This is a genomic window from Polynucleobacter sp. MWH-UH24A, assembly GCF_018687475.1.
Lineage (GTDB): Bacteria > Pseudomonadota > Gammaproteobacteria > Burkholderiales > Burkholderiaceae > Polynucleobacter.
This window is the reverse complement of the sequence record NZ_CP061292.1, coordinates 885,099-900,185: the sequence shown is the minus strand read 5'-3', so window position 1 is coordinate 900,185 and position 15,087 is coordinate 885,099. Positions and strand designations below refer to the sequence as shown.

Annotated in this window: 11 protein-coding genes and 2 tRNA genes; 3 read left to right on the top strand and 10 right to left on the bottom strand. The window is 49.8% G+C overall.

Features of this window, described 5'->3' with window-relative positions:
- Positions 1 to 6 precede the first annotated feature (6 nt).
- Entirely contained in the window at positions 7 to 657 is a 651-nt protein-coding gene (locus tag ICV32_RS04760) for an ABC transporter ATP-binding protein (protein ID WP_215372561.1), read from the bottom strand.
- 40 nt (positions 658 to 697) lie between these two features.
- Between ICV32_RS04760 and ICV32_RS04755 the strand changes: the two genes are divergently transcribed.
- Positions 698 to 1,360, top strand: a complete 663-nt coding sequence (locus ICV32_RS04755) for an arylesterase (protein WP_251371940.1) — start codon at positions 698 to 700, stop codon at positions 1,358 to 1,360.
- Positions 1,361 to 1,584: 224 nt separating this feature from the next.
- Here the strand turns inward: ICV32_RS04755 and ICV32_RS04750 are convergent, their stop codons facing one another.
- The 9 genes from ICV32_RS04750 to ispD form a co-directional block, all read right to left on the bottom strand.
- Complete coding sequence (locus ICV32_RS04750; protein WP_215372340.1) at positions 1,585 to 3,021, bottom strand: peptidylprolyl isomerase; 1,437 nt, start codon at positions 3,019 to 3,021, stop codon at positions 1,585 to 1,587.
- Positions 3,022 to 3,034: 13 nt separating this feature from the next.
- Positions 3,035 to 3,110: transfer RNA gene (locus ICV32_RS04745), tRNA-Val, on the bottom strand.
- A 26-nt stretch (positions 3,111 to 3,136) separates the two neighbouring features.
- On the bottom strand, positions 3,137 to 5,569 hold the full coding sequence (gene lon, locus ICV32_RS04740; protein ID WP_215372339.1) for an endopeptidase La: 2,433 nt from the start codon (positions 5,567 to 5,569) through the stop codon (positions 3,137 to 3,139).
- A gap of 157 nt (positions 5,570 to 5,726) precedes the next feature.
- Positions 5,727 to 7,094 (bottom strand): ATP-dependent Clp protease ATP-binding subunit ClpX, encoded by a 1,368-nt coding sequence (clpX, locus tag ICV32_RS04735; protein WP_215372338.1) that lies wholly within the window; start codon positions 7,092 to 7,094, stop codon positions 5,727 to 5,729.
- A 15-nt stretch (positions 7,095 to 7,109) separates the two neighbouring features.
- Positions 7,110 to 7,727 carry an ATP-dependent Clp endopeptidase proteolytic subunit ClpP gene (clpP, locus tag ICV32_RS04730; RefSeq protein WP_108508366.1) on the bottom strand — a complete coding sequence of 206 codons (618 nt, stop codon included), beginning with the start codon at positions 7,725 to 7,727 and terminating at the stop codon, positions 7,110 to 7,112.
- A gap of 31 nt (positions 7,728 to 7,758) precedes the next feature.
- Entirely contained in the window at positions 7,759 to 9,090 is a 1,332-nt protein-coding gene (gene tig / locus ICV32_RS04725; protein ID WP_215372337.1) for a trigger factor, read from the bottom strand.
- 50 nt (positions 9,091 to 9,140) lie between these two features.
- Positions 9,141 to 9,227 (bottom strand) — tRNA-Leu (locus tag ICV32_RS04720).
- A gap of 53 nt (positions 9,228 to 9,280) precedes the next feature.
- Positions 9,281 to 9,775 (bottom strand): 2-C-methyl-D-erythritol 2,4-cyclodiphosphate synthase, encoded by a 495-nt coding sequence (gene ispF / locus ICV32_RS04715; RefSeq protein WP_215372336.1) that lies wholly within the window; start codon positions 9,773 to 9,775, stop codon positions 9,281 to 9,283.
- Between the two features lie 9 nt (positions 9,776 to 9,784).
- Entirely contained in the window at positions 9,785 to 10,540 is a 756-nt protein-coding gene (gene ispD / locus ICV32_RS04710) for a 2-C-methyl-D-erythritol 4-phosphate cytidylyltransferase (protein WP_215372335.1), read from the bottom strand.
- Positions 10,541 to 10,586: 46 nt separating this feature from the next.
- Between ispD and mfd the strand changes: the two genes are divergently transcribed.
- Both mfd and serB read left to right on the top strand, forming a co-directional pair.
- Entirely contained in the window at positions 10,587 to 14,201 is a 3,615-nt protein-coding gene (gene mfd, locus ICV32_RS04705) for a transcription-repair coupling factor (RefSeq protein WP_215372334.1), read from the top strand.
- A 13-nt stretch (positions 14,202 to 14,214) separates the two neighbouring features.
- A complete protein-coding gene (serB, locus tag ICV32_RS04700; RefSeq protein WP_251371939.1) occupies positions 14,215 to 15,087 on the top strand; it encodes a phosphoserine phosphatase SerB in 873 nt (290 codons plus the stop codon).

Here is a 15,087-nt window from a genome sequence, read left to right as displayed (position 1 = left end):
CTATTTTTAGAGAAGACGACCGCCTTGAAGTATTAACTGACGGCTACAGCGCTGTGCTAATTGAGGGTCATGGGTGACCAGGATTAAGGTAGAACCATTCTCGCGGTTGAGCTCAAAAAGATGTTCAATGACTTTGGCGCCACTTGCCTCATCCAAACTACCGGTTGGTTCATCTGCAAATAGGATGGCTGGCTTACTAACAAACGCACGGGCCAAGGCCACCCGTTGCTGCTCACCACCCGATAGGGTTTTAGGGTAATGCATCAAGCGCTGCGACAGGCCGACACGTGCGAGGCAATCGGCTGCTAACTCGCGCGCTTGCGTAAGAGGTACACCCCGAATCTCCAGAGGTAGCATCACGTTCTCAAGGGCATTGAGATGCGGCACCAGTTGAAAGGATTGAAATACAAATCCGACGAACTGGCCTCTTAGTTTTGCCCGACCATCTTCATCCAATCGTCCCAAATCCTGCGCCATAAGATCAATCGAACCACTGGTTGCTTGATCCAAGCCAGCCATTAGACCCAAGAGAGTACTTTTGCCAGAGCCCGATGCCCCCACAATCGCGACGGATTCTCCAGCCTGGATTGCGAAATGAATATCTTGCAAGATCGCAAGCGGCCCATCGCTGGTTTGAACCGTTTTACCCACACCCATGGCCTGCAAGACTGGGGTAGATTCATGCACAATAGTCACTGTGAACCCTTTGTTTAGACAATTTGTTGTTGGATTGGCCTCCATCTTACTCGCCAGTACTGCACCCTTGCAGGCACAAACGACTAAGACCCCAAGCGCGACTCCACAACTCCTGGTTCTCGGCGATAGCCTCTCTGCAGAATATGGACTGCCACGCGGCAGCGGCTGGGTAGGACTGCTCCAGAATCAATTACGTAAAGATGGCAGTGTTTGGCAAGTGGCTAATGCCAGCATTAGTGGTGAGACCACTGCAGGTGGCTTAAGTCGTCTGCCTGATCTTCTAAAGCGGATTAAGCCACGCTTGGTGATTATTGAGCTAGGCGCCAATGATGCCTTACGAGGGCTCTCCCTTTCATCTACCCAGAAAAACCTCAAAGAGATGATTGCGATGAGCAAGAAAAGTGGTGCTGAAGTTTTGCTGCTTGGGATGCAAATCCCTCCCAACTATGGTCAGGAATACACCAAACAATTTGCACGCCTATTTGTGACGCTATCGCAATCAGAGCAAGTCCCCCTACTGCCTTTTTTCTTGGAAGGTGTCGCTGCACGGCCTGAGCTATTTCAGGCGGATCGGATTCATCCAAATGAACAGGCTCAACCAATCCTATTTAACAATGTGTGGAAGGCTCTCAAACCATACCGAGAGCTTCTTAAAACAAATTAGGTTGGTTGCTAACGTAGGATAAGAAAGAAAACTCTATCCCAAGCAATAAGATCAGGTCAGATCTGATTCAAAATGGTAACTAGTGGTTTGATTTGCACTAACTTGATCTAGGCCAATCAAAATATCCTCAATCATCGAGACCGGTAAGTCAGGATTTTTCCTCGCAACTGCCTGAAGTTTTTCTAAGAATTCTGGTGATCGATAGAAATCTTCCACGAGCAATACTACTTCAGAGGATTAACAATCTTCACATCCGCTAAGATGCGCATGTGATTGAGGAAGGCTGCAAACTCTGCTTGAGCTGCCAATGCTTCCATTTGCTGTGCTTGTGCGGCACGCATTTTTGGATCCCCGGCCGGTGGTTGTCGAACCTGATCAATGCGATACAGAGTAATTCCATCAGATCCTTGGGCAGATACCACGACAGGTAGTTTGGCTGGATCAACCGCCATCACCGCATCCAACTGTGGACCAACAAGATCGGTTGGTTTATTACGTGAGACCCACACTGGCTTAGCAAATCCATTGGTGTCGTTGGGATTTTTTTGCAGGGCCTCAAAGCGCGTACCCGCTGCTTCGGCTGCTAGTTTTTGAGCAGCCTTTAGGCTGAACTGGCGACGTACTTCAGCGCTCACTTCTTTATAAGGCAGAACTTTTGCAGGATAGAAGGTCACAACGCGTGCCGACACAAATGTACCCGGAGCGATTTGTACTGCTTCAATATTGCGTTTGTTCTTCAGCGCTTCATCGTTGAATAAGGCTTGGACCACGCGTCGGTCATTCATGGGGTGATCTTTGGAGAGGCTAGCTTGACCATTACGCCCCACCCCTTTAGCCGACTGAATCGAGAGCTTTAATTTATCCGCTGCGGGTTTTAAGCTGTCCGCTTGGTCATAAGTGATGTTCGCAAACTGATCAGCCCTGTCATTAAATACTTTAGCGTCTTCTTTAGGGTCAGCCTTGAGTACCAAGAACTCCACATCAATGGTTTCTGGGGCTTCGAAGAGTTTGGTGTTTGCCTCATAGTACTCTTGCAATTGAGCATCGGTCGGGGTCACCTTGTTTACAAAATCAGTTGCAGTAAAGCGCAGGGCTTGAACTTGCCGTTCGGTCTCATACATCGTTGAGATCATGCTGGCTAATTTTGGATTGGGTAACTCGGTACGGGCCACTGCGGTGACCAGCTGCTGAATCATCAGGTCAAAACGTTGGGCATTCTCAAATTGATCAACGGTCATGCCCACATTGGCTAAGAGCTGCCGATAGCGTGCCGAGTCAAAACTGCCATCAGGTTTATACATCGCCTTGATTTCTGGGATCTGCGCTAAGCTTTGACTTAGAAAAGCATTACTAATATTTAGTTTGAGGTCGCGTACCGCAAATGCCAAGAGACGCTGTTGGATCAGTTCATCCAATACCGCTTGGCGAAATGGCAGGCTCTGCGCAATTTGACTCGTTCCACCAAATCGCTCGGCTTGACGCTTGGCATTGTTATCCACTTCAACCGTGGTGATTGATTTGCCATCAATCTTGACGAGATCCGTATCTTTATCAAAAAAGTCGGTGTAACTCGAGATACCAAACATTGCAAAGGAAGGAACTACAAAAAGTAACAAGACAATTTGCAGAAGTTTTTGGTGTTTGCGTACGGAATCGAACATGGATTAGAAGAAATGGTGGGTGCTAACGGGATCGAACCGCTGACATTCTGCGTGTAAGGCAGACGCTCTACCAGCTGAGCTAAGCACCCTTAAAACTGACAACCGAGATTGTAACTTAATGTTTGATTACATCTCCACTCGTGGGGCTACTTGTTTGCTTGGAAGCCTCGGCAGCCTTTTTGGCCAACTCTTCAGGGCTAGGATCGGGCAAGGGTTCAGGTTTGCGCTCGAGGGCAAGCTCTAAGACCTTATCGATCCAGCGCACTGGGACGATCTCGATTGCATTCTTCACGTTATCTGGAATATCAATCAAATCCTTCACATTCTCTTCTGGAATCAGGACCAACTTAATTCCACCGCGGTGGGCAGCAAGAAGTTTCTCTTTCAGTCCGCCGATCGGGAGCACTTCGCCTCGCAAGGTGATCTCACCGGTCATGGCGATATCCGAACGCACGGGGATTCCGGTAAATACCGAGACCAAGGCGGTGGTAATTGCAATACCTGCTGATGGACCATCTTTTGGAGTGGCGCCTTCTGGGAAGTGAATATGAATATCTTTTTTCTCAAAGCCTTCATCGATAATTCCAAGACCCTTGGCGCGTGAGCGGACCACCGTTCTTGCAGCTTCAACGGACTCCTTCATCACATCACCAATGGAGCCAGTTCGAGTGATCGTACCCTTACCTGGCATTAGCGCTGCTTCGATGGTGAGCAAATCACCACCGACTTCAGTCCATGCGAGACCCGTAACCTGTCCAATTTGATTCTCTTTGGCCGCAGAGCCAAAATCAAACATGCGCACCGATAAGAATTTCTCAAGGTTGTCGGCATCAACTTTGATGGGCGCACTCTCTTTTTTGAGTAGCAACATCTTCACGGTCTTACGACAGATTTTGCTAATCTCGCGCTCGAGTGCACGAACGCCCGCCTCTCGCGTGTAATACCGAATGATATTTCGAATCGCGCTCTCTTCAATGGTGAGCTCGCCATCCTTTAAGCCATTGTTCTTGTTTTGTTTTGGAATAAGGTAGTTCTTCGCAATACTGAGTTTCTCATCTTCGGTGTAACCCGCTAAGCGAATCACTTCCATACGATCTAATAATGGTCCTGGGATGTTGAGCGAATTTGCGGTTGCCACAAACATCACATCCGATAGATCAAAGTCCACTTCAACATAGTGATCTTGGAAGGTATGATTTTGCTCGGGGTCTAAGACCTCTAGTAGAGCGCTCGCGGGATCGCCTCGGAAGTCCATGCCCATCTTGTCCACTTCATCGAGCAAGAACAATGGATTACGCACACCCACCTTGGTGAGACTACTCAGAATCTTGCCTGGCATCGAGCCAATGTAGGTACGGCGATGGCCGCGAATCTCGGACTCATCGCGCACACCACCTAAGGCCATGCGCACGAACTTACGGTTGGTGGCGCGTGCAACCGATTGCCCAAGCGAGGTCTTACCTACTCCGGGCGGACCAACCAAACACAGAATGGGTGCTTTGACGCGATCGACTCGTTGCTGAACCGCGAGGTACTCCAAGATGCGCTCTTTAACCTTATCCAGACCATAGTGGTCTTCGTTCAATACTTTCTCGGCATTGCTGAGGTCGTTGTTGATCTTGCTCTTCTTGCGCCATGGCAAATTGACCAAAGTATCGATGAAGTTACGGATCACCGTTGCCTCAGCCGACATTGGTGACATGAGTTTAAGTTTCTTGAGCTCAGACTCGGCTTTTTTCAAGGCCTCTTTTGGCATGCGCGCCGCTTTAATCCGCTTCTCGAGCTCCTCAAGGTCAGCACCTTCTTCACCCTCGCCTAATTCCTTCTGAATCGCTTTAACCTGCTCGTTGAGGTAGTACTCGCGCTGACTCTTTTCCATCTGCCGCTTCACGCGGCCACGAATGCGTTTTTCCACTTGCAAGATATCAATCTCGCTCTCCAGATCCGTTAAGAGGCTTTCTAAGCGCTGCATCACTCCGTTCATTTCCAGTAAACGCTGCTTTTGCTCAAGCTTTACTGGCAGGTGTGCACAAATGGTATCGGCTAAGCGGCTTGGATCATCGATACCAGCAAGCGATGCCAAGATCTCTTGGGGGATTTTCTTATTGAGTTTGACGTACTGATCGAACTGAGCCATGATCGCACGGCGCAGCGCTTCGGTCTCATGCGCATCGACCACCTCAATCTCTTTAGGAGTTGCTTCGCAACTAAAGTAGCCCAGGCTATCCTCAATCTGGCTCACTTCAGCCCGTTGCGAGCCTTCGACGAGGACCTTCACGGTACCGTCAGGGAGTTTGAGCATTTGCAAGATGCTAGCGATACAGCCCACTTCATAGAGGTCCTCAACCGAGGGTTCGTCTTTCGCTGCGGCTTTTTGTGCCACCAACAAGACGCTCTTGCCGGTTTCCATCGCAGCCTCAAGGGCTTTAATGGATTTGGGGCGACCCACAAATAATGGAATCACCATATGGGGAAAAACCACCACGTCCCTTAAGGGCAACAAAGGTAACTGGATGGGTTCAGAAGGAAGTAATAATTGTCCTGGCATTGCGTTGTTCTCCAGTTAGATCTATGACTAGCATACTACCTATGTGGGGAGTTCATTGGGAAACTCAATACCAATCATACAAAAAAGATGAAAAGTACCCCAATTTAGGGTTAATTTTGCAAAAATAGCCCGATTTTGGGGGTTTTCTGGCAAAGGCCTAGGCCTTTTTGGTCAGGGATGACTCGTTCTCATCACTGCCCTGCTTGTACACAATCAACGGTTTAGTGCCAGACTGTACCGTACTGTCGTCAATCACGACTTTCTGAACATTCTTCATCGATGGCAGCTCGTACATGACATCCATGAGCACGCCTTCAAGTAGGGATCGCAGGCCTCGAGCGCCAGTCTTACGGGCAATGGCTTTCTTGGCGATTGCACTCAAAGCCTCGGCGCGCACCTCGAGCTCCACACCCTCCATGCCGAGCAATGCTTGATATTGCTTAACTAGCGCATTTTTAGGTTCGGTCAAGATGGCCACCAAAGCGGTCTCGTCGAGCTCGGCTAAGGTTGCTAGAACTGGTAGACGACCAATCAGCTCCGGAATTAAGCCAAACTTGATGAGATCCTCGGGTTCCACTTCCGCGAGAAGCTGGCCAATGCCACGACTATCCTTGGCAGCGACCTCTGCCCCAAAACCGATACCGGTCTTTTGCGTACGTTGCGCTATGACCTTCTCTAGACCATCAAAGGCACCGCCACAGATAAACAGGATATTGGTGGTGTCGACTTGCAAGAAGTCTTGATTGGGGTGCTTGCGTCCACCCTGAGGTGGCACCGAGGCCATCGTGCCTTCAATCAATTTGAGTAATGCTTGTTGCACACCCTCACCCGAGACGTCACGTGTAATGGAGGGGTTATCGGATTTACGCGAGATCTTATCGATCTCATCAATGTACACAATGCCGCGCTCTGCCTTCTCAATGTTGTAGTCGCAGTTTTGCAAGAGCTTCTGAATAATGTTCTCAACGTCTTCGCCCACATATCCCGCCTCAGTGAGCGTCGTGGCGTCGGCCATCACAAAAGGCACATCCAGCATACGCGCTAAGGTTTGCGCTAATAAGGTCTTGCCAGAACCAGTCGGACCAATGAGCAAAATATTACTTTTGGCCAACTCCACACCATCAACCAGTGGCTTGTTATTGCCCGCTTGTGCAGTGGCAGTTTTCTTGCCATCTTTTGCTGCTTCTGCTTTATCGCCATCTGCCTTTTTCACTTTCGGTGCAGGCAAGTGCAATAAGCGCTTGTAATGGTTATAAACAGCAACGGCTAGAGTCTTCTTCGCCAGATCCTGGCCGATCACATACTGGTCTAGGTTTAACCGAATCTCTTGCGGGGACGGGAGTGCGTCGCCTTTCGTGGTGAGAGGCTCTTTGGCAATCTCTTCTTGAATAATGTCAGTGCACAGATCAATGCACTCGTCACAAATGAACACCGATGGGCCAGCAATCAGTTTTTTGACCTCATGCTGGCTTTTGCCACAGAAGGAACAGTACAGCGTTTTATCCGTGGTGGTGGTTTCGCTCATCGCTCGTTCTTACTATTAGCTACCGCGCTGATCGATCACTTTATCGACTAAACCGTAATCGCGGGCCTGCTCGGCTGACATAAAGTTATCACGATCCGTATCTTTAGCAATGGTCTCAATGGTTTGACCGGTGCGCTGCGACAAGATCGTGTTCAAACGTTCACGCAGATACAAAATCTCGCGGGCTTGGATCTCGATATCAGAGGCTTGTCCTCGTGCGCCACCCAAAGGTTGATGAATCATCACACGGGCGTTGGGTAAGGCATAACGCTTGCCTTTTTCACCAGCAGCTAGCAAGAAGGCGCCCATGCTGGCGGCCATACCCATGCACAAGGTACTTACATGCGGTTTAATAAATTGCATGGTGTCGTAGATTGCTAAACCAGCAGACACCGATCCACCCGGGGAGTTGATGTAGAGGGAGATCTCTTTATCGGGGTTCTCGCTCTCCAGAAATAGCAATTGCGCGATCACCAAGTTGGCAGTTTGGTCATTGACCTCACCCACCAGAAATACCACACGCTCTTTTAATAGGCGTGAATAAATATCGTACGCACGCTCTCCTCGTCCAGAGGTCTCTACCACCATCGGGACTAAACCAAGGGCTTGGGTCTCAAGTGCGCTCATGCTCATTGACTTTCTAGAGTGATCATTGGCTATTAGATTAACTCATTTTGCTGAGCTCTTCGAAACTAACCGATTTATCGGTTACCTTCGCGAGGCCGCAAATGTGTTTAACCACATTCTCCTCAAGAACTACAGCTTCCACTTCTTTAAGGCGGCTTGGATCGCTGTAGTACCAGCGCACTACTTCCTTAGGATCCTCGTAGGTTGCTGCGGTCTCCTCAATTGAGGCTTTAATTTGATCGGGGGTGGCGGTTAAGTTGTGAAGCTTGACGAGATCCGACAAAATCAGACCAAGACGCACGCGCTTGTCGGCTTGCTCAGCAAACATCTCAGCTGGAATTGGTGCATCTTTGGCGTTAGGGATACCCCGTTGCATTAGATCTTGACGAGCGCCTTCTATCAAACGCTCTTGTTCACTAGTAATTAATGACTTAGGAGCATCAAGTTGGCATTGCTTAATCAACTCATCCATCACTTGGTTTTTAAGAAGAGCCTCGGTGCGCCGCTTCACTTCACGCTCCATGTTGGCTTTGATCTCACTGCGCATTTTCTCGACACCGCCCTCGGTAATTCCAAGGGACTTGGCAAACTCTTCATCGACTGGGGGTAAATGGGGCCAGGCCACATCCTTCATCGTAATCGTGAACTGAGCGGTTTTACCTGCCACCTCTTTGCCGTGATACTCCGCTGGGAAGCTTAAAGGGAAGGTCTTACTCTCGCCCTTCTTGAGTCCCAATGCTGCAGCCTCGAACTCAGGGAGCATCTGACCCGCACCAATCACAAACTTGAAGTCATCGGCTTTACCGCCGGCAAACTCCACACCATCAATCGTGCCGACAAAATCCAGAGTCACTTGATCATCTTTTTGAGCACTTGTATCCGAACCACCATCGCCGTGGTCACCTGCTTCGCCGCGCGAGTGATAGTGCACGCGTTGTTTGCGAAGAACATCGAGCGCCCGATCGATTTCAGGGTCGTTCACTTCGGTGGTGTAACGGGTTAACTCCGAGTTACTGAAGTCACCAATCTTGACTTCGGGCAGAACCTCAAAGAAGGCATCAAACACAACTTCGTCAGCGCCAATTTCGCTTTTGGGTTCCAAGCGGGGTTGGCTGGCTAATTTAATCCCCTCTTTCTTGCTAACCTCATAAAAGAGTTGAGAGGCTTTGTCGTACTGAACCTCAAAATCCACTTGCAGGCCGTATTGCTGCTCCACCATTTTCTTGGGCACCTTGCCTGGACGAAAGCCGGGCATCTTCATGGATTTACCAATCTTATTTAAACGGGCCTCGCGTGCTTGATTCACATCAGCACGATTAAATTGGAGAGTAATTTTGCGGTCTAAGCTACCTAAGTTTTCGATTTGCACTACAGCCTCTTTATGAAGGTTAGATGTGAAGACTAAGCCAAGCAGCCGTGTGGTGCGAGGAGGGGGACTCGAACCCCCACACCATTTCTGGCGTCAGGACCTAAACCTGGTGCGTCTACCAATTTCGCCATCCTCGCTATTTAAGCGATGCAGACACGAACTGGCTCAGAATTCACGTAAAAGGTAGATTCTACAATGCCTTATAGAGGAGAGCTACGGCATGCACCGCGATTCCCTCACCCCGACCCAGATGGCCTAAGGATTCATTGGTTTTGGCTTTCAAATTAACGTGGCTATCGGTCACCTTCAAGTCGCTGGCAATATTGCGCACCATCTCCGGTATGTACGTGGCTAATTTTGGTTTTTGACAAATTACGGTGGCATCGACATTACCCACTTGATAGCCCACCGCTTGCACTTTTTGCAAGGCTGCACGCAGAAGAACTCGGCTATCCATATCTTTAAAGCGCACATCGTCATCCGGAAACATTTGCCCAATGTCATGCAATCCTGCGGCACCTAAAAGTGCATCGGTAATGGCATGCAGGAGTGCATCGGCGTCCGAGTGACCAAGCAGGCCCTTTTCATAGGGAATGGTTACTCCTCCAAGAATCAATTTGCGATCAGGGACTAAGGCATGAATGTCATAACCCTGTCCGATCCGAAATGGAATGCTAGTTGTCATGACGCTATTTTACCGACGCTCACTGAGCACCAACTCCATTAAGTCCCAATCTGCCGGGTGCGTCACCTTAAAGTTTCGGGTGGCGCCTTCCACCAAAAGGGGTTGCCCACCTAAGCGTTCAATTGCACTGGCTTCGTCGGTAATATTGGCTCCATCGCGTATCGCTTGATCAAGGGCATCGTGCAAAACCTGAAGAGGAAACATTTGTGGGGTTTGGGCTTGCCAAAGACGGGAGCGATCAATCGTGGTTTGTGAGCGCATGGCGTCTTGCGTGGTTTCTTTCATCGTGTCAGCAACTGGCATCGCTAAGAGGCCACCGGATTGCAGTGCCTGCTGATGATCATCGACTTGCTCTTGGGCCTTTACTAAGGTGATGAGGCGAACAATTAATTCAGGGGTAATACCTGGACGGGCTGCGTCATGCACCAATACCCAATCGTATGGATCGACACCAAGATCAAGCATTGCTGCGAGGGTATTTAATACGGTTTGCTGCCGAGTGGGACCCCCGGTTTCTAGAAACTCAAAGCGTTTGGTCGGATTGGGGTAGCGGGACTTCAGATCATGAATCAAGGGATTGGAGCCAGGACTTATTCCGATCCAAACGGAGTTCACCTCAGGACATTGGAAGAATGCATCTAAGGCATAGAGCAACATGGGCTTACCGGCCAAATGACGAAATTGCTTTGGCTGATCACCACCCAAGCGCACACCCATCCCTGCAGAGGGCAGTACAGCATGGCAACGTTTGCTTATGGTTGCCATAGCAGGGTTCGATTGGAATGCATACCTGATTCTATAATGCTTCTAGATGTCGGATGCTGTCAATCCAGCGGCAGCGCCAAGGCCTGCTGCTTTACTTACACCCCCTATTCCCGTGCTGCGGGCGGGGCAACGCTTTACCTTCGATTCCGTGGTTGGCTCCGCCGATGCCGCACTCCTTGCACAAATGGCAATCGCCTACCGCGCGCACTACAGCCAGTTTGTAGTGTTTTGCGCTAGTGCAACCGATGCCCAACGATTGTTGGAAGAGATTCCGAGCTTTGCTCCGCAATTGCGTATTCGTTTGCTGCCGGATTGGGAGATCTTGCCCTACGATCATTTCTCGCCGCATCAAGATTTAATCTCAGAGCGCTTAGCCACGCTCTACGAAATGCAAAATGGCACCTGCGATCTCATTTTGATGCCAGTAACCACAGCCTTACAGCGCCTCGCGCCACCCGCATTTTTATCTGCTCATACTTTTTTCTTTCGCCAAGGGGAGCGCTTAAATGAAGAGGCACTCCGTTTGCAATTGCAACAGGCAGGTTACGACCCCGTCAGCGCAGTAATGCGCCCCGGTGAATACAGCATCCGCGGTGGCTTGATTGATTTGTTCCCGATGGGCTCATCCCTACCCTATCGACTCGATCTCTTTGGCGATGAGATTGAACATATTCGCGCCTTTGATCCAGACACCCAACGTAGCTTGTATCCCGTTAAAGAAATCCGCTTACTTCCAGGTCATGAATTTCCGTTCGATGAGGCCTCACGTACCGCCTTTCGAGGACGCTGGCGCGAGTATTTTGAAGGGGACCCCACGCGTTGTGCGATCTATAAAGATGTCAGCACTGGAATTCCGACGGCAGGAATTGAATCCTATCTCCCACTCTTCTTTGATGAAACCACAACGATCTTCGATTACTTTGTGCGCAGCAATGAATCCGATCATCACCATGCAATATGTGTGGGGTATGTCGGCGATATTGAAACCAGCATCACGCAGTTTTGGAAAGATACCGAGCAACGCTACGATTTTCTCAAGCACGATCTCGAGCGCCCAGTTCTCAAGCCCCACGATTTATTTTTGAGCTTAGAGCAGTTTTATACGATTGCGAAGCCGTATCCACGCTTTGTCCTTCAGTCACAAACCGTTTTAGATTCAAGCACAGAACCGGTTTTTACGCCATTGCCAGATGTTGCCGTTCATCGACGCGATGCAGATCCCTTAAAACGCTTACGTCAGCTGGTTGCACAAAATGAATGGCGTGTATTAATTTGCGCTGAGAGTGCAGGACGACTGGAATCCATTCGGCAACTGATTGAGGAAAGTAATCTCGGGGCTTCTGAGGATGTGGTATTTGCTTTGCATCCACAGAGCGCAAACACCATTGCTGATTTTATGAAAGGCAATGAACGTTTTGGGTGTTGCGTATCGCCACTTTTTAATGGATTTGTGTGGCAACCGCAGCAATTACTCCTCATTACCGAGGCTGAGCTCTTTACTCAAACTGCACGTCAGCGTCGTAGTAAAGAAACCAGTAACACCGATCCCGATACCCTCTTTAAAGATTTATCCGAGCTCAAAGTGGGCGACCCCGTGGTTCATGTTGAACATGGCATTGGTCGTTACCAAGGTTTGGTATTACTGAATATGGCAGGTCCCAAAGAAGCGCCCGCCTTCGAGGAGTTCTTGCATCTCGTCTACGCACATGATGCAACTTTGTATGTGCCCGTTCAACAATTGCATCAGGTCACGCGCTACGCAGGAGCCGATCCCGATTCAGCACCTTTGCATCAACTGGGGTCTGGTCAGTGGGATAAAGCCAAACGTAAGGCTGCTCAGCAAATTCGGGATACGGCAGCAGAGCTTCTCAATCTGTATGCGGCACGAGCAATCCGCAAAGGTCATGCTTTTGAGTTCTCAGCGCATGACTATGCGGCATTCTCGGAAAGTTTTGGTTTTGAGGAGACCCCCGATCAAGCCAATGCCATTGCTGCAGTGATTGGTGATATGACCAGTGGCAAGCCGATGGATCGCTTGGTCTGCGGTGATGTCGGCTTTGGTAAAACTGAAGTGGCACTGCGCGCCAGCTTTATTGCGGTCATGGGTGGCAAGCAAGTGGCTATTCTGGCTCCAACCACCCTCTTAGCGGAGCAACATGCCGCCACTTGGAAAGATCGCTTTGCCGCTTGGCCTGTGCGCATTGTCGAGCTCTCCCGCTTTAAGACCGCAAAGGAAATTAGTACCGCATTGGCTGCGATTGCTGCGGGTGATGCTGATATTGTGATTGGTACTCATAAGTTGCTATCCAAAGAAACGCAATTTGCTCGCCTTGGTTTAGTGATTGTTGATGAAGAGCATCGCTTTGGTGTGCGTCAGAAAGATGCCTTGAAGGCGCTGCGTGCTGAGGTGGATATCTTGACACTCACTGCGACCCCAATACCGCGCACTTTGGGTATGGCGCTGGAGGGTTTGCGTGAGTTCTCGGTCATCGCTACCGCTCCTCAGAAACGTCTAGCCATTAAGACCTTTGTGCGACGTGAGAGCGATGGCGTGATTCGTGAAGCGGTCCTGCGTGAGATCAAGCGCGGTGGTCAGGTGTATTTCTTGCACAACGAGGTGGAGACCATTCAAAATCGCAAGCAAGCTCTACAAATCCTCCTACCTGAAGCCCGAATTGCTGTCGCACACGGTCAAATGCACGAACGTGAACTTGAGGCGGTGATGCGTGATTTTGTGACCCAGCGTAGCAATGTCCTGCTTTGCACCACCATTATTGAGACCGGCATCGACGTACCAACCGCCAATACCATCATCATGCACCGCGCCGATAAGTTTGGTTTAGCTCAGCTGCACCAGTTGCGTGGTCGGGTGGGCCGCTCGCACCATCAAGCCTATGCGTATCTCTTGGTACCCGATCCGGATGCCCTCACCAAGCAAGCCAATTTACGCTTAGATGCGATTGTGGCAATGGAAGAACTAGGCTCTGGTTTTTATCTGGCCATGCACGATTTAGAGATTCGGGGGGCTGGCGAGGTTTTGGGTGATAAACAATCGGGGGAGATTCATGAGATAGGGTTTCAGTTGTATACCGAGATGCTCAATCGTGCCGTCAAGTCATTGCGCAGTGGCAAAGAGCCCGATCTGCTCTCTCCCATGCAAGCGATAACCGATGTCAATTTAGGTGCACCTGCTCTCTTACCCGCCGATTACTGTCCCGATGTTCACGAGCGCCTATCGTTGTATAAACGCTTTGCTAGCTGTGAGGACTTTGATAACTTAAGTCAGTTACGCGAGGAGCTCGTCGATCGCTTTGGAAATTTACCTGATCCAGCAAATGCCTTTTATGAGACCCATCGCCTGCGCCTTGAAATGGTCTTGTATGGAATCCAGAAAATGGATGCGAGTCCAAATGGTATTCAGATAACCTTTATTGCACATCCCCCCTTAGATCCTGTGAAATTAATTCGCTTGGTGCAATCCAATCCCCAAGTGCAACTCAATGGCCAAGATCGGATTAAATACTTACCTACTAAAGGATCCGCGTTTAATCAGCTTGAGCAGCGCATCGAGGCAATTCGGCAGCTCATGAAACTCTTAAGCACGGCTTTGGTTACTTCCGCTCATGCATTTCCGACCCCTGCGCTCTCATCAACGGCTTAGGCATAATTTATCCATGATGACTACCGCATCGAACCCATACCCAAGCTTGCAGGTCCTCGGATCAAGCGCGACCGATCCGCAATTGATTCAAGGTTTGGAGCGTGCCTTGCAAACATTAGGAATCGGCTTTCAACATCGTGCTGGGCGATTTTTATTGTTGCGCGAGATTGAAGCATTCGAGCGCAATGGTCTGCGCCAGTATTGCTCTGAGCGCGGTTGCGACCTAGCAATTCTGCCGGCTGGTTTTGATGCCACTGCGCTCAAGGTCTTAGCCATGGATATGGACTCGACCCTGATCAATATTGAGTGCATTGATGAGATTGCGGATTTTGTTGGTAAGAAAGCAGCGGTTGCAGCAATTACTGCGGCTACGATGCGGGGTGAGATTCCAAACTTTGCGGAGAGTCTGCGAAGGCGCGTTGCCTTATTAGAGGGTGTACCCATCTCGGCCTTGCATGCGGTTTATGAGGAACGCTTACAACTTAATCCAGGGGCGGAGTTACTGATTGGCGGTGCCCACGAACGAGATATGCACACGCTTTTGGTCTCTGGTGGTTTCACATTCTTCACCGATCGCATGCAAGAACGCCTTTCCCTGTGCGAAACCCATTCTAATCAACTGGAGAGTACGGGTGATCAACTCACTGGTCAGGTCTTGGGCGATATTGTGGATGGCGTTGCCAAGAATCGTTTTGTGGAAGCCGCATGCGCGCGTTTTGATCTCAATAAGCGCTCAGCGATCGTGATCGGTGATGGTGCCAATGATCTATTGATGATGTCCGATTGTGGTTTAAGCGTTGCCTATCGCGCTAAAGCCATTGTTAAAGAAAAGGCCGACGTCGCTTTAGACAACGTCGGCTTAGATGCAGTCCTCGAACTGCTGTAA